Origin of the sequence: Pseudomonas sp. UBA6310 (genome assembly GCF_002438225.1) — a bacterium.
GTDB lineage: Bacteria > Pseudomonadota > Gammaproteobacteria > Pseudomonadales > Pseudomonadaceae > Pseudomonas_O > Pseudomonas_O kuykendallii.
In genome coordinates, this window is sequence record NZ_DJTK01000066.1 from 112,253 (window position 1) to 131,825 (window position 19,573).

Genomic DNA, 19,573 nt, shown 5'->3' on the forward strand with positions numbered 1-19,573 from the left:
CTCATTTCTCCCGGCTTTCGAAGTCGATGCGCGGATCGACGAGGGTGTAGGTGATGTCGCCGATCAGCTTCACCAGCAGGCCCAGCAGGGTGAAGATGAACAGGCTGCCGAAGACCACCGGATAGTCGCGGTTGAGCGCGGACTCGAAGCTCAGCAGGCCGAGGCCGTCGAGGGAAAAGATCACCTCGATCATCAGCGAGCCGGTGAAGAACATGCCGATGAACGCCGACGGGAAGCCGGCGATGATCAGCAGCATGGCGTTGCGGAACACATGGCCGTAGAGCACGCCGGTGCGCGAAAGCCCCTTGGCCCGGGCGGTGACCACGTACTGCTTGTTGATCTCGTCGAGGAAGCTGTTCTTGGTCAGCAGGGTAAGGGTGGCGAAGTTGCCGATCACCAGCGCCGACACCGGAAGCGCGAGGTGCCAGAAATAGTCGAGGATCTTGCCGCCCCAGCTCAACTCGTCGAAGTTGTTGGAGGTCAGCCCGCGCAGCGGGAACCAGTCGTAGTAGCTGCCCCCGGCGAACACCACGATCAGCAGGATGGCGAAAAGGAACGCCGGGATCGCATAGCCGACGATGATCGCCGAGCTGGTCCAGACGTCGAACGCGCTGCCATGGCGGGTGGCCTTGGCGATGCCCAGCGGGATCGACACCAGGTACATGATCAGCGTGCTCCACAGCCCGAGCGAGATCGACACCGGCATCTTCTCGACGATCAGGTCGGTGACCTTGGCGTTACGGAAGAAGCTCTCGCCGAAATCCAGCTGCGCGTAGTTCTTCAGCATGATCCAGAAGCGCTCCGGCGCCGACTTGTCGAAGCCGTACATCTTCTCGATCTCGGCGACCAGTTCGGGGTCGAGCCCCTGGCCGCCGCGGTAGTTGGAGTGCCCGCCGGAAACCTCAGATCCGCCGCCGGAAATCCTCCCGGTGGCGCCGCCGGCAGCGGCGTCGAAGCCTTCGAGCTTGGCGATCATCTGTTCGACGGGCCCGCCCGGTGCGGCCTGGACGATGATGAAGTTGATCAGCAGGATGCCGAACAGCGTCGGCAGGATCAGCAGCAGGCGGCGAACTATGTAGGCGAGCATCTAGTGCGCTTCCTGCTCGGCCGGTGCGCCGTCGGTTTCGGGCGTGACCGCATTTTCGCCCGGCTTCTGCCACCAGGTCATCATGCCGAAGTCGTACAGCGAGGTGGTTTCCGGGTGTGCGAGGCGCGTCCAGTAGGCCACCCGCCAGGTGTCGACGTAGTAGTTCGGCACCACGTAATTGCCCCATTGCAGCACGCGGTCCAGCGCACGGCAGTGGAGGATCAGGCTCTTGCGCGAGTCGGCGCGGATCAGCCCCTCCACCAGCGTGTCGATGGCCGGGTCGCGCAGGCCGATGAAGTTGCGGCTGCCGGGGCTGTCGGCGCTGCGCGAATGCCAGAACTCCATCTGCTCGTTGCCCGGTGAATTGGACTGGCCCCAGGTGGCCGGGACCATGTCGAAGTCACGCGAACGCAGCCGGTTGATGTACTGCGAGACGTCGACCCGGCGGATCTGCAGGTCGATGCCCAGTTCGGCGAGGTTGCGCTTGAACGGCAGGATGATCCGCTCCAGGTTCGCCTGCGCGGTGAGGAACTCGAACGCCAGCGGCTTGCCGTCCGGGCCGACCATCTTGTCGTTCTCGATCTTGAAGCCGGCCTCGGTGAGCAACTGGTAGGCACGGCGTTTCTGGTCGCGGATGATTCCGCTGCCGTCGCTGACCGGGGGGGCGAAGACCTGGGTGAACACCTCGTCGGGAATCTTGCCGCGCAGGGGCTCGAGGATTTTCAGCTCGTCGGCGTCCGGCAGCGCCGTCGCGGCCATCTCCGAGTTCTCGAAGTAGCTCCGGGTGCGCTTGTAGGAGCCGAAGAACAACTGCTTGTTGGTCCACTCGAAGTCGAACAGCTGGGCGATCGCCTCGCGCACGCGGCGGTCCTGGAACACCGGCCGGCGGATGTTGAAGGCGAACGACTGCATGCCCGCCGGGTTATGGTTGACCAGGTTTTCCTGGACGATCTTGCCGGCGCGCAGGGCCGGGCTGTCGTAACCCGTGGCCCAGTCCTTCGCCGAGTACTCCAGGTTGAAATCGAACTGGCCGGCCTTGAAGGCCTCCAGCGCCACCGAGGAGTCGCGGTAATAGTCGACGTTGATCGCGTCGAAGTTGTAGTAGCCGCGGTTCACCGGCAGGTCCTTGCCCCACCAGTCCTTGACCCGCTCGTAACGGATCGAACGCCCCGGATCGACCTTGGCGATGCGGTACGGGCCGCTGCCCAGTGGCGGTTCCAGGCTGCTCTTGGCGAAATCGCGGGTCGCCCACCAGTGCTTCGGCAGCACCTGAAGCTGGCCGAGGATCAGGGGCAGCTCGCGATTGCCGGGGTGCTTGAAGTCGAAACGCACGCGCTGCTTGTCCTCGACGACCACCTTGTCGACGTCCGCGTAATAGTGGCGATACATCGGGTCGCCCTTGTCCACCAGCGTCTGGAAGGTGAACTCGACGTCCTCGGCGGTGACCGGCGTGCCGTCGTTGAAGCGTGCCTTGGGGTTCAGGTAGAAGCGCACGAAGCTGTTGTCCGGCGCCTTTTCGATCTTCTCCGCCAGCAACCCGTACTCGGTGAAGGGCTCGTCCGGGGAGTGGTAGGTGAGCGTGTCGTAGATCAGGCCGAGCTGATCCGCCGAGTTGCCCTTGGGGATGAACGGATTGAGGCTGTCGAAACCGTTCAATCCGGAGAGGCGGAGGATGCCGCCCTTGGGCGCATCCGGGTTCACCCAGGCGAAGTGCTTGAAGTTCGCCGGGTACTTCGGCGCTTCGTCGTACAGCGTGATCGCGTGCTGGGGGCCGGCGCAGACGGTGCCGGCCAGCGCCAGCAGCAGCGCGCCGCAGCCGAATCGACGAAGTGCGCTCAGGGTATTGCTCATCGGGAATTCTCCGTGGGCTTCAGCCACCAGGCGCGCAAGCCGAGGGTGTAGGGCGGCGTGGTGACGAAGGCGAAGCGATTGCGGTACGCGATGCGATGATAATCGATGTACCAGTTCGGAATGCTGTAGTGCTGCCAGAGCAGGACCCGGTCAAGGGCGCGGGCGGCGGCCTGCTGCTGGGATTCGGTGCCGGCGGCGAGCAGGCTTTCGAGCAGCCCGTCGACCACTGGGTTGGCGACGCCGGCATAGTTGCGGCCACCCTTGAGCGCCACCTGGCTGGAGTGGAAGTACTGCCACTGCTCCAGGCCGGGGCTGAGGGTCTGCGGCAGGGTCAGCAGGATCATGTCGTAGTCGTACTGGTCCAGGCGCTGCTTGTACTGCGCGCGGTCCACCGTGCGCAGACTGACGTCGATACCGATGCGGGCGAGGTTTTCGGCGTACGGCTGCAGAATGCGCTCCAGATTGGGATTGACCAGCAGGATCTCGAATCGAAGGGGCCTGCCGTCGGCATCCAGCAGGCGTTGCCCGGATAGCCGGTAACCGGCTCCGGCCAATAGACCGAGCGCACGGCGCAGGGTTTCCCGCGGGATGCCACGCCCGTCGGTGTGCGGAACATCGAACGGCTCCTCGAAGAGCTTCTCCGGCAACTGCGCGCGGTAACGCTCCAGCAGCTGGAGCTCGGCGTCGGTGGGCACGCCGGTGGCCGAGAAGGCGCTGTTGGGGTAGTAGCTCTCCGCGCGCCGGTAGGCGTCGTTGAACTGGGTGCGATTGGCCCACTCGAAGTCGAACATCAGGCCCACGGCCTCGCGCACGGCGATGTCGGCGAACGGCGCACGGCGACTGTTCATGAACAGCGCCTGGGTCTGGGTCGGGATCTTGTGCGGGATTTCCGCGCGCACCACCGCGCCCTGTTCCACGGCCGGAAAACGATAGCCGTTGGCCCAGTTCTTCGCCTGATGCTCGATGTAGATATCGAATTCGCCGGCCTTGAACGCCTCGAAGGCGATATGGCTGTCGCGGTAGAACTCCACCTCAACGCGATCGAAGTTGTACTTGCCGCGGTTCACCGGCAGGTTCTCGCCCCACCAGTTGGCGACCCGCTCGAACACCAGCCGGCGCCCCGGAGAAACCCGGGTGATGCGATACGGCCCGCTGCCCAGCGGCGCTTCGTAGGTGGTGGCGGTGAAGTCTCGGTCCTTCCAGTAGTGCTGCGGCAGCACCGGCAACTCACCCAGGCGCAGGATCAGCAGCGGGTTGCCCGCGCGCTTGAAGACGAAACGGATGCGCTGGCGACCGAGAATGTCGACGCGCTCCACTTCCTGCAGGCTGGTGCGGTACTGCGGATGGCCCTTCTTGCGCAGCAAGCGGTAGGAAAACGCCACGTCGTAGGCGGTTATCGGCACCCCGTCGTGGAAGCGCGCCTCCGGGCGCAGGTTGAACACCACCCAGCTGCGGTCCTCGTTGTATTCCACGCTCGAGGCGATCAGTCCGTAGCTGGACGCCGGCTCGTCGCCCGACGGGTCATAGTCGCCGGTGCCGGCAAGCAGCGTTTCGTTCAGCTCGCTGACCCCGTAATCGAGGAAGTCCGCGGTGCCCGACGGCGGGCTGCCCTTGAGGGTGTAGGGATTGAGAGTGTCGAAGGTGCCGGACGCCATCACCCGCAAGGTGCCGCCCTTGTGCGCTTGCGGATTCACCCAGTCGAAGTGGTTGAAGTCGGCCGGATACTTGAGCGTTCCGAACTGCGCATAGCCGTGGCTGACGCTGATCGCGGCGAAGGCCGGCGTGCAGGTCATGAGGCCGAAGAGCAGAGAGAGAAGAAAACGCATCAGGCGGGAAATCCGATCCAGGACGACGGCACGTGGAATGGGGATCGGTACAGTAGCAGCTTGCCTCCCTCGGCCGGAAGGCGCGGAGGCGTGGCGCGCGCCAATCAGTTCGAGAGGCGCAGGGTCAGCGTCTGGCCGGGTTTGAGCGACTGGCCACTTTGCGGGTTCCAGCGCTTCAGGCTATCGACTTCGACATTGAAGCGCTTGGCGATCTGGTGCAGCGAGTCGCCTTTCTTCACCTTGTAATAGGTTGCCTTCACCGGGCCGCCGGCGGACGCCAGTTGCAAGCCGCCGCCTTGCAGGGCGAGCGTCTGGCCCACCTTGAGGTCCTTGCCGGCGAGCTTGTTCCAGCGTTGCAGGTCCTTCACCTCGACCTTGTTGTCGCGGGCGATCTGCCAGAGGTTGTCACCGTCCTTGACCCGGTAGCTGCGCGCGCTGGCGGCAGGCGCGCTGGCAGCGACGTTGCCGAACAGAGGTACGTCGCCGGTCTGGCCGGGCTCCGCGGGAATGCTCAGCACCTGGCCGACGCTCAGGTGATTGCTGCTCAGCCGGTTGATGTCCTTGATCGTCGCCACCGTCAGCCGGTAGCGGTTGGCGATGCTGTGCAGGCTGTCGCCCGGACGAACCTTGTAATCCTGCCAGTCCACCGGTTCCTGGGCCTTCATCATCGACAGGTTGGCGGCCAACAGTTCGGCTTTCTCGGTCGGCACCAGCAGTTGCTTCGGGCCGTCGCGGGTAATGCCGCGCTTGAACGCCGGGTTGAGCAGCATCAGCTCGTCGGCGTCCAGATCGGCCATGGCGGCGACCCGCGACAGGTCCATGTTCTGCTTGATCTCGACCGTCTCGAAATAGGGCTCGTTGGCAATCGGGCTGAGGTCCATCCCGTAGGCTTCCGGTGCCAGGACGATCTGCGACAGCGCCAGCAGCTTGGGCACATACTCCTGGGTTTCCTTGGGCAGCGGCAGGTTCCAGTAGTCGGTCGGCAAGCCGAGTTTCTGGTTGCGCTCGATGGCCCGGCTGACGGTGCCTTCGCCCGCGTTGTAGGCGGCGAGGGCAAGCAGCCAGTCGCCGTTGAACATGTCCTGCAGCTTGCTCAGGTAATCCAGCGCGGCATTGGTCGAGGCGGTGATGTCGCGACGGCCGTCGTACCAGCTGGTTTGGCGCAGGTTGTAGTAGCGACCGGTCGCGGGGATGAACTGCCAGATGCCCACGGCGTTGGAACGCGACAGCGCCAGCGGGTTGTAGGCGCTCTCGATCATCGGCAACAGCGCCAGTTCGAGCGGCATGTTGCGCTCTTCCAGGCGTTCGACGACGTAGTGGATGTAGAGGCTGCCGCGCTCGCAGCTGCTTTCCAAGAATGAGGGATTGCTGACGAACCACAGGCGCTGGCGTTCGATGCGCGGGTTCAGGCCGATCTCGCCCTGCAGCGCATAACCGCTACGCATCCGCTCCCAGATGTCCTGCGGCGGCTGAGGCGCCGGCGTTTGGTTCAACCACTCGGTGCGCTGCTGAGGCATTCCGACGGCGGTGTCGGTGCTCCGCCCAAGCTGTTCAGGAGTCTGCTGTGCGAGGTTCTGGCAACCGCCGAGAATCAGAGCGAAGACCAGCGGGGACAGTCTCGAAAGGCGCGCCAAGGTGTCCGGGGCTGAGGTCTTGCGGTCGGTTGGCGGCATCGGGCGGGGTGCTTGTCCAGGCGAAAAGGTCGGGCGATTCTAGGAACCGCCCTCCGGGTGGTCAAGTTTTCACCAACCCCTCCGTCCGCATTCCAGACCTCAGAAACTGTTTTTCCAACTGCGCAGTGCGGCGAAGGATTCACACGAAGTGCGTGCTTGAAGGCCGCAGCGCTGGTCCAGCGTCTTTTCGACGCTGGCCTCGCCGCAACGCAGAAAAGGATTGGTCTGCCGCTCCAGGCCGATCTGCGACGGCAGACTAATGCGTCCCTCCGCGCGCCATTGCGTGACCTGCGCCACGCGAGCGGCGATCTGCGGGTTCTCCGGTTCCACGGCTGCGGCGAAACGCAGGTTGCTCAGGGTGTACTCGTGGGCACAGTAGACCTGGGTGGCGTCCGGCAGCGCGGCGAGCCTGTTCAGCGAATCGAACATCTGCCGGGGCGTTCCCTCGAACAGTCGACCGCAACCGGCGGCGAACAGGGTGTCGCCGCAGAACAGCCAGGGCAGGGCATCATCATGGAAGTAGGCGATGTGGCCGAGGGTATGACCGGGGACGTCGATCACCTCGAAGTCCAGGCCAAGCACCTCGATACGCTGGCCGTCGCCCAGCGCCTGATCGAGGGCCGGAATGCTCTCCTGCGACGGGCCGAAGACCCGCGCGCCGGTCTTCGCCTTGAGGGCGGCGACCCCGCCGACATGGTCGGCGTGGTGATGAGTGGTCAGAATCGCTTCCAGGGTCCAGCCGGCGTGGGCATCCAGCCAGGCTTGCACGGGGGCGGCGTCGCCCGGATCGACCACCGCGCAGCGGCGGCTTTGGTCGTCCTGCAACAGCCATATATAGTTGTCGGCGAAGGCGGGCAGGGCATCGATACGCAACATGGCTTGGCTCGCTATGCGGATTACAAAGTTGCATCTTAAGCAGGCCCAGGCCTCCTTGCAGGAGAATCGCATGACCGAAAACACCATCGCCCAGGCCGATCCGCAGTGGCAGGCGCTGATTGGCGCCGCCCGCGAGTGGTTCGAGGGCCCGTTCGGGCAGCAACTGCTGGTGGAAGAACGCCGGGTGCTGGAGGAGGAACTGGCGCGCTACTTCGGCGGTTATCTGGTGCATTACGGTCCGCAGGCCGGACCGCTGCCGGCGGCGAAGCAGATCCAGCGCAGCGTCAGCCTGGGTGCACCGTTTCCCGGCGTGGAGATCGTCTGCGAGGAGCAGGCCTGGCCGCTGGGCGAGCACGCGGCGGACATCGTGGTGCTGCAGCACGGTCTGGACTTCTCGCTGTCGCCCCACGGCCTGCTGCGCGAAGCCGCGCGCAGCGTGCGCCCCGGAGGCCACCTGCTGATCGTCGGAATCAACCCGTGGAGCAGCTGGGGGATGCGTCACCTGTTCGCCCAGGACGCCTTTCGCCAGGCCCGCTGCATCGCCCCGACACGGGTCGGCGACTGGATGAACCTGCTCGGATTCGCGCTGGAGAAACGCCGCTTCGGGTGCTATCGTCCGCCGCTCGCTTCCAGCGCCTGGCAGAACCGCCTGGCGCGTCTGGAACGCTGGGGCGACCGCGGGCACATGCCGGGCCCCGGCTTCTATCTATTGGTGGCGCGCAAGCTGGTCGTCGGTTTGCGCCCCCTGCCGCAGACCCGCCGCGAACCCATGGGCAAGCTGCTGCCGATGCCGGTGGCGAAGGTCAGCCGGCGCGATTCCGAGCAATGAAATGACTGAACAGACCACGATCTATACCGATGGCGCCTGCAAGGGCAATCCCGGCCCCGGCGGCTGGGGCGCGTTGCTGGTGTACAAGGGCGTCGAGCGCGAGCTCTGGGGCGGCGAGCCCGATACCACCAACAACCGCATGGAACTCACTGCGGCGATCCGCGGCCTGGCCGAGCTCAAGCGTCCGTGCGACGTGTTGCTGGTGACCGACTCCGAATACGTCATGCGCGGCATCCAGGAATGGTTGCCGAACTGGAAGAAGCGCGGCTGGAAGACCGCCGCCAAGCAGCCGGTGAAGAACGCCGATCTGTGGCAGCAGCTGGACGAGCAGGTCGCCCGGCACAACGTGAGTTGGCAGTGGGTGCGCGGCCACAACGGCCATCCCGGCAACGAGCATGCCGACATGCTGGCCAACCGCGGCGTCGTCTCGGCGAAACACAGAACCTCCGTCTGACAGGAAGCGCCATGCGTTCAGTTGTACTCGATACCGAAACCACCGGCATGCCGGTCACCGACGGCCACCGCATCATCGAGATCGGTTGCGTCGAAGTGATCGGACGCCGCCTGACCGGGCGGCATTTCCACGTGTATCTTCACCCTGATCGCGAGATCGACGAAGGCGCGATTGCGGTCCACGGCATCACCCTGGATTTCCTCGCCGACAAACCGCGCTTCAAGGATGTCGCCGACGACTTCTTCGAGTTCATCAAAGACGCGCAGTTGATCATCCACAACGCGGCGTTCGACATCGGCTTCATCAACAACGAATTCGCCCTGCTCGGGCAGCGTGAGCGCGCCGACATCAGCGAACACTGCTCGGTGCTCGACACCCTGGCCATGGCGCGGGAACGGCATCCCGGCCAGCGCAACAACCTCGATGCCCTGTGCAAGCGCTATGGCGTGGACAACTCCGGTCGCGACCTACACGGCGCCTTGCTCGATGCCGAGATTCTCGCCGACGTCTACCTGACCATGACCGGTGGGCAGACCAACCTGTCCCTCGCCGGTGACGGCAGCGAAAGCGAAACCGGTGGCCGCGCCCATCCCACGCCGATCCGACGTCTGGGTGCCGATCGCGCGCTCACCCGGGTGATTCGTGCCAGCGAGGCCGAACTCGCCGCCCATGCGGCGCGGCTCGCGGTCATCGAGAAGTCCGCCGGCGCCCCGGCGCTCTGGACGCAGCTGGAGCAGGCGCCGGCCGAGGCGCTGAGCGAAGCCTGAAACGGCCGCGGCGAGTTATCGCCGCGCGACCTTTTCGTACAGCGGTCGCGGCCGGGGGTTCCTCCCGCCGGGGCGAGCCTCTACCCTGAGGCGACGGGCAGGGCGGACCTGCCGACCTCAGGGCGGTGACATGTACAAAGATCTGAAATTCCCCGTGCTCATCGTGCATCGCGACATCAAGGCCGACACGGTCGCCGGTGAACGCGTGCGCGGTATTGCCCAGGAACTGGCGCAGGACGGGTTCAGCATCCTTTCCACCGCCAGCTCGGCCGAAGGGCGCATCGTCGCCTCGACCCACCACGGCCTGGCCTGCATCCTGGTCGCCGCCGAGGGTGCCGGGGAGAACCAGCGCCTGCTGCAGGACGTCATCGAGCTGATCCGCCTGGCCCGCGTGCGCGCCCCGCAACTGCCGATCTTCGCCCTCGGCGAGCAGGTCACCATCGAGAACGCGCCCGCCGAGGCAATGGCGGACCTGAATCACCTGCGCGGGCTGCTCTACCTGTTCGAGGACACCGTGCCGTTTCTCGCCCGGCAGGTCGCGAGGGCCGCGCGCAACTACCTCTCAGGGTTGCTCCCGCCGTTCTTCAAGGCGTTGGTCGAGCACACCGCACAATCCAACTACTCCTGGCACACGCCCGGCCATGGCGGTGGCGTGGCCTATCGCAAGAGCCCCGTGGGCCAGGCGTTCCACCAGTTCTTCGGCGAGAACACACTGCGTTCGGACCTGTCCGTGTCGGTGCCCGAGCTCGGCTCGCTGCTCGACCACACCGGCCCGCTGGCCGAGGCCGAGGCCCGCGCCGCGCGCAATTTCGGCGCCGACCACACCTTCTTCGTGATCAACGGTACCTCGACGGCGAACAAGATCGTCTGGCACAGCATGGTCGGCCGCGACGATCTGGTGCTGGTCGACCGCAACTGCCACAAGTCGATCCTGCACTCCATCATCATGACCGGCGCGGTGCCGCTGTACCTGGTGCCGGAGCGCAACGAGCTGGGCATCATCGGGCCGATCCCGCTGTCCGAATTCAGCCGCGAGTCGATCCAGGCGAAGATCGACGCCAACCCGCTGACCCGAGGCCGGGCGCCGAAGGTCAAGCTCGCGGTGGTCACCAACTCCACCTACGACGGCCTCTGCTACAACGCCGAACTGATCAAGCAGACCCTCGGCGAAAGCGTCGAAGTGCTGCATTTCGACGAAGCCTGGTACGCCTACGCCGCGTTCCACGAGTTCTACGCCGGCCGCTATGGCATGGGCACGCGGCGCCATGAACAGGCGCCGCTGGTGTTCACCACACACTCCACGCACAAGCTGCTGGCGGCTTTCAGCCAAGCGTCGATGATCCATGTGCAGGACGGCGGCGTGCGCCAGCTGGACCGCGACCGCTTCAACGAAGCCTTCATGATGCACATCTCGACTTCGCCCCAGTACAGCATTATCGCCTCGCTGGACGTGGCCTCGGCGATGATGGAAGGGCCGGCCGGGCGTTCGCTGATCCAGGAAACCTTCGACGAAGCGCTGAGCTTTCGCCGCGCCCTGGCCAATCTGCAGCAGAGCCTGGGCGAGGACGATTGGTGGTTCAGCATCTGGCAGCCGCCCCTGGCGGAGGGTGCCGACAGCGCCACCACGGCCGACTGGCTGCTGGCGCCGGACGCCGACTGGCATGGCTTCGGCGAGGTTGCCGAGGACTACGTGCTGCTCGATCCGATCAAGGTCACCCTGACCACGCCTGGCCTCACCGCCGGCGGGCGCCTGGACGAACGCGGGATTCCGGCCGCGGTGGTCAGCAAGTTCCTCTGGGAGCGCGGACTAGTGGTGGAGAAGACCGGCCTCTATTCGATGCTGGTGCTGTTCTCGATGGGCATCACCAAGGGCAAGTGGAGCACCCTGGTCACCGAGCTGCTGGAGTTCAAGCGCCATTACGACGCCAACGTGCCGCTCAGCGAAGCCTTGCCTTCGGTCGCGCGCCAGGGCGGCACGCGCTACGCCGGGCTGGGCCTGCGCGATCTCTGCGACGAGTTGCATGGCTGCTACCGGGAAAACCGTACCGCCAAGGCGCAGAAGCGCATGTACACGATGCTGCCCGAACTGGCGATCAAGCCCGCGGATGCCTACGACAAGCTGGTGCGCGGCGACGTCGAAGCGGTGCCGATCGATCGGCTCGAAGGCCGTATCGCCGCGGTGATGCTGGTGCCGTATCCGCCGGGCATTCCGCTGATCATGCCGGGCGAGCGCTTCACCCCCGCGACCCGCGCGATCATCGACTACCTCGAGTTCGCCGGCACCTTCGACCGCAGCTTCCCCGGCTTCGATTCGGATGTGCACGGTCTGCAGCACGAGGATGGCGAGGCGGGGCGGGTCTACACCGTCGACTGCATCAAGGAATGACGTATCGGGCCGGCGGTGCCGACCTGGCAGGCGCGGCGGGATCGACTTTTGCGAGGCGCTTGTTGTTATAGTTGGCCGGCTACGCCGCCGCGCGCCTCGCCGCGCCCAACTGTCCGTTGTCGAGGATGACAGCCGTGTCCGACTACAAAGCCTTCCGCGTCGAAACCCAGGACAAGATCGCCCACGTGACGATCAACCGCGCGGAAAAAGTTAACGCGATGAACGCCGATTTCTGGACGGAAATCATCGACATCTTCCGCTGGATCGACGAGACCGACGACATCCGTGTGGTGATCGTATCCGGTGCCGGCAAGCACTTCTCATCGGGCATCGACCTGGCGATGCTGGCGTCGGTCGGCAGCGAGCTGGGCAAGGACGTCGGCCGCAACGCGCAGGTGCTGCGGCGCAAGATCCTGCAGTTGCAGGCCTCCTTCAACGCCGTGGACCAGTGCAGCAAGCCGGTGCTCGCGGCGATTCAGGGTTACTGCCTGGGAGGCGCCATCGACCTGATCAGCGCCTGCGACATGCGCTACTCGACTACCGATGCGCAGTTCTCCATCAAGGAGATCGACATGGGGATGGCCGCCGACGTCGGCACCCTGCAGCGCCTGCCGCGGATCATCGGCGACGGCATGATGCGCGAACTCGCCTTTACCGGGCGCAGCATCGATGGCGAGGAAGCGCGCCAGTTGGGCCTGGTCAACCGGACCTACGGCGACCAGCAGGCGTTGCTCGACGGGGTTTTCGCCATCGCCCGCGAGATCGCCGCGAAATCCCCGGTGGCCATTCGCGGCACCAAGGAAATGATCCGCTACATGCGCGATCACCGGGTCGACGACGGCCTGGAGTACATCGCGACCTGGAATGCCGCCATGTTGCAGTCTGCCGATCTACGCGTGGCCATGGCCGCGCAGATGACCAAGCAGAAAGCGGACTTCGCCGATTGAATTCGGTTTCGGACAGAGCGCCGGAGGCGCGATAGGCATGGCTGGAGCCACATCCCTCGGCTTGGTGCGCGACGAGCTGTTCGCCACCATGGAGGAGGCCGAGCATAGCCTCGAGCAGTTCATCACCGAGCGCGAGAACGTCAGCCTGCTGCAACAGGCGATCGAAAGCCTGCAGCAGGTTCGCGGGACGCTCAAGCTGATCGAGCTCACCGGCGCTGAAATGCTCGCCCAGGAGATTCAGCAGCAGGCGACCGACATTCCCGCGGGCGCCAGCGAGGTGCGCGACATCCAGTTGGCTGCGCTCAGCACCGCACTCTTCGTGCTGCGCCGCTACCTGGAGAACCTGGATGCGCACCGCGAGGAAATGCCGGAAGTCCTGCTGCCGGCGATCAACGATCTGCGCAAGGCCGGCAACCAGCCGCCGCTGCCGGAGAGTTTCTTTTTCAGTGTCCGCCTCGACCAGCCGCGTCCGCTGCGCGATGGGACGACCGGCGAAACGGTCGACCTGGCGGCCGAGGGTCGCCGGCTGCGGCAGATGTATCAGGTCGGGTTGCTTGGTTTCATCCGCGAGCAGAGTTCGGCCTCCAGCCTGCGCCTGATGCTGCGCGCGCTGACGCGACTCGACGGGCTGCTCGGCGACGATCCGCGTTCGCGACTTTGCTGGATCGCTGCGGCCGCGATCGAAGCCCAGGTCGACGGCCAGCTGTTACCGCGCAAATCACGCAAACAGCTGTTCGCCCGCATCGATCGCGAACTGCGCCAGTTGCTCGCCGCGCCCGATTACGAGGCGCCGCGCCTGTTGCTCAAGGAGATGCTCTACCTGGTCGCGCTGGCCGACACCCATGGTCCGCTGGCCGAACCGCTGCGCGAGATCTTCAGCCTCACCGCGCTGCCGTTCACCGACCACCTTCTCGAAGAGGAATACCAGCGCCTCACCGGCCCCGGCCAGGCGGTGATGCGATCGCTGTCTTCGGCGATCGGCGAGGAGCTCGCCAGCGTCAAGGACCTGCTCGACCTCATCGAGCGGGGCGCCGCCGACGAAGAGAGCCTGGGCAACCTGCACGCGCTGCTCGGCAAGTTGTCCAAGACCCTGGCGATGGTTGGCCTGACCTCCGCGGGCAACGCGCTGCAGACGCAACTGGCCGAGGTTTCTTCCTGGGTCGACCAGAATCCCGTTCCGGCCAATGCACTGCATGGTCTGGCCGATGCGGTGTTGTACGTGGAAGGCATGGTTGCCAGTCTTGACCGCGGCGAGCGGCGCGAAGCCCGTCCACGAGCCGTTCTCGGGGCCGACGCGCAGTCCTTCGCCATTCACCAGCTCGCGGAAGCGCGCATCCTGGTGATCGACGAAGCGCAGGCGTGCCTCGCGCTGGCCAAGCGGGCGATCACCGCCTACCTGGAATCCGAAGGAGACAAGATGCATCTGCTCAACGTCCCTGGAACGCTGCAGACCGCCCGCGGTGGATTGTGGTTCCTCGATCAGCCGCGAGCGGCGGCGATGATCGGCGCCTGCGCCGACTACATCCAGCGGCAGATGCTCGAAGCACCCGCGCGACCGTCGGAACAGATGCTGGAAACCCTCGCGGATGCCCTCGCCAGTCTCGAGTACTACCTGGAAGCGGGCACGCTGTTGCCCGATGAGCATTCAGAGGTGCTCGACCTCGCCGCCGATAGCGTTCGCGCCCTCGGCATGCCGGTGGCTGCCTGATGGGTAGCCGCTGGTGTGCCGGGTTGGTGGATGCCGGAGTCCCCGGTGGATGGGCGCTGGCCGCATCGCCCGATGGCTTTCTCTCGGACGCCAATGGCCTGCTGTTCCCCCGTGAATGGCTGAAGCGTCAGGAGCTGGCCAGGTTCGATGAGCACGGGATCGGTCAGTTCGACGGGCAACCGGTGTTCCTGCTGCAGGCGGACCAGCCGTTCGAGCTGCCTGGCGCGCACTGGCAGGGCTTGCGCCAGCTCATGATGCAGAGCGATGCCGAGCAGTTCCAGATGCTTGCCTACGCCAGCCAGATCGGCACCTGGGCCAGCCAGCACCGTTTCTGCGGCCGGTGCGGCGCGAGGATGCATCGGCATGCGGGCGAGCGCGCGATGCATTGCGTGGAGTGTGGGCTGCATCAGTACCCACGGATTTCGCCCAGCATGATCGTGCTGGTCACTCGGGGGGATGAGGTCCTGTTGGCACGCTCACCGCGCTTCGTAAGCGGTGTCTACAGCACGCTGGCGGGGTTCGTCGAACCGGGCGAGACGGTGGAGCAGTGTGTGGTGCGCGAAGTGCGCGAGGAAGTTGCCGTGGAGGTGCGAAACCTGCAGTACCTCGGCAGCCAGAGCTGGCCGTTCCCGCATTCGCTGATGCTCGGCTTTCATGCCGAGTACGCCGGTGGCGACATCGTTCCGCAACCTGGCGAGATCGAGGATGCGCAGTGGTTCAACCTGAACGACCTGCCACCGCTGCCCAACGCGAAGTCCATCGCGCGGTATCTGATCGATCTGTATATGGCTCGCCGTTCAGGCGGCGCCGATCCAGTGCTGCCAGACTAGCCGCGCGGTCAACGCCAACACCACCAGGATGAACACGGGGCGGATGAATCGGGCCCCGCCCTTGATCGCGGTGCGCGCCCCGATGAACGCGCCGAGCATCAACGCCAGGCCCATGCCGAGCCCGAGCGCCCAGGCCACCTGACCGGAACAGATGAACACCGCGAGCGCCGTGGCGTTGCTCACGAAGTTCATGCTGCGCGCCACGCCGCTGGCACGCAGCAGGTCGAGCGGGTACATCAGCAGGCTGCTGACCGTCCAGAACGCCCCGGTCCCCGGGCCGGCCACGCCATCGTAGAACCCCAGCCCAAGGCCTTGCGGCCATTGCCGTCCCTTGGCGATGGGCGCTGCGCTGCCCTCAAGGGCACCCTCCGGCACCTTGCCGAACAACAGGTACAGCCCGCAGCCGAACACGATCAGCGGAAGCAGTTGATTGAGCCAGCGTGCCGGCACCCAATGGGCGACGATCGCGCCGATCAGCGCGCCGATTGCGGTCGCCAGCAGTGCAATTCGCCATTCACCCGGATCGAAGAGCTTGCGCCGGTAAAAGGTGAAACCGGCCATTCCCGAACCGAAGGTGGCACACAGCTTGTTGGTGCCCAGAACCAGATGCGGCGGCAGGCCGACAGTGAGCAGCGCCGGCATCGTCAGCAGCCCGCCGCCGCCGGCGATCGCGTCGATGAAGCCGGCGAGGAAAGCGACCAGGGCGAGAATGACCAGGGTGCCGGGATCTACGGCGAGTTCGAAGGGAAATGGCATGGCGTCGAGGGCGGCCGAGTGGCGAAAACAGGCGCGCATGATGCCGCTATTCGACGTGAGAAGGAATCGGCCGCGGCGTATCGCCCGCGTCCGGCTCCCACGCCGGCACTTTGCTTCCGCCGGCGTTGACTAACGCAGGAGTCGAATGTCGTTTACTAGGGAAACTCATGAACAAACCGAACCTGGAACAGAAGGTCTTCCTGGCGCTGCTTTTGGTGGTTTCGCTGGCATTCGCCTGGATCCTGCTGCCGTTCTACGGCGCCGTGTTCTGGGCGGTGATTCTCGCCATCCTCTTCGGCCCGTTGCAGCGGCGCCTGCTCAAGCGCTTCGGCGGGCGACGCAACCTGACGACGCTGACCACGTTGCTGGTGAGCCTGCTGGTGGCGGTGCTGCCGGTGATCATCATCACCGCGCTGCTGGTGCAGGAGGGCGCCACGCTCTACCAGCGGATCGAAAGCGGCGACCTGAACGTCGGTGCCTATGTGGAACAATTCCGCGCGATGCTGCCGCATTTCGTTCAGAACCAGCTGGACCGCTTCGGCCTCAACGACCTCGGCAGCTTGCGTGATCGTCTTTCCAGCGGCGCACTCGCCGGCAGCCAGTTCCTCGCGACCAAGGCCTTCAGTTTCGGCCAGGGCACGTTCGAGTTCGTCGTGGGCTTCTTCGTGATGCTCTACCTGCTGTACTTCTTCCTGCGCGATGGCCCGGAGCTGGTTGCCCGCATCCGCCAGGCGATTCCGCTGAGCCAGAACCAGAAGCGCAAGCTGTTCAGCAAATTCACCCGGGTGGCGCGCGCGACGGTGAAGGGCAATATCGTCGTGGCGGCCACCCAGGGTGCGCTGGGCGGATTGATCTTCTGGTTCCTCGGCATTCCCAGCCCTCTGCTGTGGGGCGTGCTGATGGCGTTCCTATCGCTGTTGCCGGCGGTAGGGGCGGGCATCATCTGGACACCGGTGGCGATCTATTACCTGCTCAACGATCAGGTGACCCAGGGCGTGCTGCTGACCCTCTACGGCATCTTCGTCATCGGCCTGGTGGACAACATCCTGCGCCCGATCCTGGTCGGCAAGGACACCAAGATGCCGGACTACGTGGTGCTGGTGTCGACGCTGGGCGGACTGTCGCTGTTCGGGCTCAACGGTTTTGTCGTAGGCCCGCTGATCGCGGCGCTGTTCATGTCGGCATGGGGGCTGTTCACCGGGCCAGCCAGCGCGCCGTCGCCGCTGAGCGCCGAAATGCCCGTAGTGCCGCCCACGGAGCGACCCGGCTAGTGTCAGTTCCGGGCGATGCCGTGGCGTCGCAGCTTGCGATACAGCGTGTTACGGCTGATGCCCAGGGCCTGGGCGCTGCGAGTCATGTGCCAGTGCTCTCCGTCGAGGGTGGCGAGCAGTACTTCACGCTCGGCTTCGGCCAGCGGGGCGGTGCTGGGCAGCGGTGCGACGGACATTTCCGGTTGCACCGCGCGCAGATCCTCCAGTTCGATGCGTCCGTTATCGGCTAGCGCCACCAGCGCACGCAGCAGGGTGCGCAATTGGCGCACATTGCCCGGCCAGGGCTGTACGAGCAGCGCCTGGAGGGCGTCCGGAGCCAGCTGTAGTGGTTCGCCGGCGGTTTCTTCGCTCAGCAACTGTTCGATCAGTTCGGCCTTGTCGCTGCGCTCACGCAGCGGTGGCAAGCTGATCTGCAGGCCGGCGAGCCGGTAGTAGAGGTCTTCGCGAAACTTCCCCTCGGCGATCATTGCCGGCAAATCGCGGTGGCTCGCACTGACCAGCCTCACGTCCAGCGGCAATGCCTGCGATGCGCCGAGCGGCTGGACCTGGCGGGACTCGAGCACGCGCAGCAGGCGGGTCTGCATGGCCAGCGGCATGTCGCCGATTTCGTCGAGAAAGAGGATGCCCCCGTTGGCCTGCAGGAGCTTGCCGGTCATGCCGTCCTTGTGCGCACCGGTGAAGCTGCCGCCGCGGTAGCCGAACAGCTCGCTCTCGATCAGGCTTTCCGGAATCGCCGCGCAATTAATTGCCACGAACGGCTTGCCGGCGCGCGAACCGTTGCGATGCAACGCGGCGGCGAAGGCATCCTTGCCGGTGCCGGTTTCACCGTGCAGCAGCACCGGTACGTCGCGCTCCAGCACGCGGCTGGCACGTCCGAAGGCTTCACGCAGGCGCGGATCGGCCAGGCACGGGGCAGCCGCGCCTGAGGGAGCCTGGCTGTTTCCTCTGGACGGCCTCGCCGTCGGTGCGGGGCGGGCGAGTTGGCCATGCAGCAAACGGCCATCACGCGTGCGCAACGCCAGGCAACCACCGGCATCGCCGGGTAACGGGTCAAGCAGGCGCTCGACGGACAGCTCGAAGAGATGTTCCAGCGGACGGCCAAGCAGCGCTTCCCGCGTTTCGCCCAACAGGCTCAGCGCCGCTTCGTTGAGCGCCTCGATGTGGCCACGTTCGTCGAAGGCCAGCAGGCCCTCACTGAGCATGCCCAGATACTCGGGCCGCGCATGCAGGCGCAGCAGGCGTCGGCCGTTGCAGGTCTGCACGAAGTAGGCGCCTTCGATCAGCTTGGCGGACAGGCTGGTCAGCGCCATGGTCTGATAGTTGTTGCGCCCGGTCGGCTCGTCCCGGCAGGTGGAAACGTTGAGCACCGCAAGCGGCTCGCCATATGGGTCGAGGATCAGGCTGGCGGAGCAGGTGAGACCGGTATGACGTCCGTGGAAGTGTGCGTCGCGACGGATCGTCAGCGGCTGGCGCTCCACCAGGCAGGTGCCGACACCGTTGGTGCCTTCGGTCGCCTCGTCCCACACCGCGCCCAGCCATAGGCCTGCGCGTTGGAAGTCGTCGCGCTCGGCGTCCCGGGCCAGGCTATCTATGACCACGCCCTGGGTGTCGGTCAGAAGGATCGCGTGGTCGCTGCCGCCCAGTTGCTGATGCAGGCTGTTCATCTGCCAGCGGGCGATGGCAATGATCCGCTGCAGACGTTCGCGGCATTCGTTCAGCCGCGGACCTTCCATCACGTAAGGCGCGTGCAGGCGGGAAGGATCGAGGTGGTGCTGCTCCAGGCAGCGTCGCCAGGAACGCGCGATGGCCGGGTCGCTGGCTGGCCCCTGGATGGGTGGCAGGCCTTCACCAAAGCGCAGGACCTGCTGCGCGTGCTGATGGATCGTGTTCATTCTTGTTGTTCTCCGAAGCGGTGCCGCAGCGGGTGCCGGCCCAGCATAGGACAAAATGTCGCTCCAGGCATACAGGTCATCGGCGGTACGAGGTGTCATTGGGGGTGTCTCGAATCTGGTACATCGAGGGTACCCAGGCTCCATTGCGTTAGGCTGCAGGCCGCGTCAGCCGGGGCCTTGCCTCTTCTGGCCTCGCTCTTGCTCATGTTCTTGCGGGTTCCGCCCATGACAACAACAAGATCAGGAGAACACCCATGCGTTACGCAGTCCCCAACACCCCTGGCGCCGTCGTTACCCTCAAACCCCGCTACGGCAACTACATCGGTGGCGAGTTCGTGCCGCCGGTGGAGGGCCAGTACTTCACCAACACCTCGCCGGTGAACGGCTCGGTGATCGGCGAGTTCCCGCGTTCCTCGGCCG

General features: G+C 65.5%; 15 protein-coding genes and 1 pseudogene. 9 read left to right on the forward strand and 7 right to left on the reverse strand.

Annotated features, from left to right (window positions below; all coding sequences use genetic code 11):
* Position 1 precedes the first annotated feature (1 nt).
* The 5 genes from B3E91_RS16105 to gloB form a co-directional block, all read right to left on the reverse strand.
* On the reverse strand, positions 2-1,087 hold the full coding sequence (locus B3E91_RS16105) for a microcin C ABC transporter permease YejB (RefSeq protein ID WP_282343554.1): 1,086 nt from the start codon (positions 1,085-1,087) through the stop codon (positions 2-4).
* Positions 1,088-2,938 carry an extracellular solute-binding protein gene (locus tag B3E91_RS16110; RefSeq protein WP_287030463.1) on the reverse strand — a complete coding sequence of 617 codons (1,851 nt, stop codon included), beginning with the start codon at positions 2,936-2,938 and terminating at the stop codon, positions 1,088-1,090.
* Positions 2,935-4,764 carry an extracellular solute-binding protein gene (locus B3E91_RS16115; protein ID WP_287030465.1) on the reverse strand — a complete coding sequence of 610 codons (1,830 nt, stop codon included), beginning with the start codon at positions 4,762-4,764 and terminating at the stop codon, positions 2,935-2,937. Before B3E91_RS16115 ends, B3E91_RS16110 begins: the two co-directional genes overlap by 4 nt.
* A gap of 104 nt (positions 4,765-4,868) precedes the next feature.
* Entirely contained in the window at positions 4,869-6,437 is a 1,569-nt protein-coding gene (locus B3E91_RS16120) for a lytic transglycosylase domain-containing protein (protein ID WP_287030466.1), read from the reverse strand.
* Positions 6,438-6,536: 99 nt separating this feature from the next.
* On the reverse strand, positions 6,537-7,313 hold the full coding sequence (gene gloB / locus B3E91_RS16125) for a hydroxyacylglutathione hydrolase (protein WP_287030468.1): 777 nt from the start codon (positions 7,311-7,313) through the stop codon (positions 6,537-6,539).
* A gap of 70 nt (positions 7,314-7,383) precedes the next feature.
* Between gloB and B3E91_RS16130 the strand changes: the two genes are divergently transcribed.
* From B3E91_RS16130 to nudC, 7 genes are all read left to right on the forward strand, one after another.
* Positions 7,384-8,142 carry a class I SAM-dependent methyltransferase gene (locus B3E91_RS16130; protein ID WP_273231517.1) on the forward strand — a complete coding sequence of 253 codons (759 nt, stop codon included), beginning with the start codon at positions 7,384-7,386 and terminating at the stop codon, positions 8,140-8,142.
* Position 8,143: 1 nt separating this feature from the next.
* On the forward strand, positions 8,144-8,596 hold the full coding sequence (gene rnhA, locus B3E91_RS16135) for a ribonuclease HI (protein ID WP_090230967.1): 453 nt from the start codon (positions 8,144-8,146) through the stop codon (positions 8,594-8,596).
* A gap of 11 nt (positions 8,597-8,607) precedes the next feature.
* Positions 8,608-9,363 carry a DNA polymerase III subunit epsilon gene (gene dnaQ / locus B3E91_RS16140; protein WP_273231514.1) on the forward strand — a complete coding sequence of 252 codons (756 nt, stop codon included), beginning with the start codon at positions 8,608-8,610 and terminating at the stop codon, positions 9,361-9,363.
* Between the two features lie 130 nt (positions 9,364-9,493).
* Complete coding sequence (locus B3E91_RS16145; RefSeq protein ID WP_287030469.1) at positions 9,494-11,749, forward strand: arginine/lysine/ornithine decarboxylase; 2,256 nt, start codon at positions 9,494-9,496, stop codon at positions 11,747-11,749.
* Positions 11,750-11,883: 134 nt separating this feature from the next.
* Positions 11,884-12,696, forward strand: coding sequence for a crotonase/enoyl-CoA hydratase family protein (locus B3E91_RS16150; RefSeq protein WP_287030470.1), 813 nt, complete (start codon positions 11,884-11,886; stop codon positions 12,694-12,696).
* 37 nt (positions 12,697-12,733) lie between these two features.
* Positions 12,734-14,404: a ferrous iron transporter B gene (locus tag B3E91_RS16155; RefSeq protein ID WP_287030471.1), complete on the forward strand. Its 1,671-nt coding sequence runs from the start codon at positions 12,734-12,736 to the stop codon at positions 14,402-14,404.
* Positions 14,404-15,234, forward strand: a complete 831-nt coding sequence (gene nudC / locus B3E91_RS16160) for an NAD(+) diphosphatase (RefSeq protein WP_287030472.1) — start codon at positions 14,404-14,406, stop codon at positions 15,232-15,234. The genes B3E91_RS16155 and nudC overlap by 1 nt, the downstream gene beginning before the upstream one ends.
* Here the strand turns inward: nudC and B3E91_RS16165 are convergent.
* Positions 15,202-15,990, reverse strand: coding sequence for a TSUP family transporter (locus B3E91_RS16165; protein WP_286785019.1), 789 nt, complete (start codon positions 15,988-15,990; stop codon positions 15,202-15,204). The genes nudC and B3E91_RS16165 overlap by 33 nt on opposite strands.
* A gap of 167 nt (positions 15,991-16,157) precedes the next feature.
* On the opposite strand from B3E91_RS16165, the gene B3E91_RS16170 reads away from it, so the two are divergent.
* Complete coding sequence (locus tag B3E91_RS16170) at positions 16,158-17,261, forward strand: AI-2E family transporter (RefSeq protein WP_287030473.1); 1,104 nt, start codon at positions 16,158-16,160, stop codon at positions 17,259-17,261.
* Positions 17,262-17,263: 2 nt separating this feature from the next.
* On the opposite strand, the gene B3E91_RS16175 is transcribed toward B3E91_RS16170, so the two are convergent.
* Entirely contained in the window at positions 17,264-19,153 is a 1,890-nt protein-coding gene (locus tag B3E91_RS16175) for a sigma-54-dependent Fis family transcriptional regulator (protein ID WP_287030474.1), read from the reverse strand.
* 254 nt (positions 19,154-19,407) lie between these two features.
* Between B3E91_RS16175 and B3E91_RS16180 the strand changes: the two are divergent.
* Positions 19,408-19,573 (forward strand): annotated as a pseudogene (locus B3E91_RS16180) (aldehyde dehydrogenase); the annotation flags it as partial.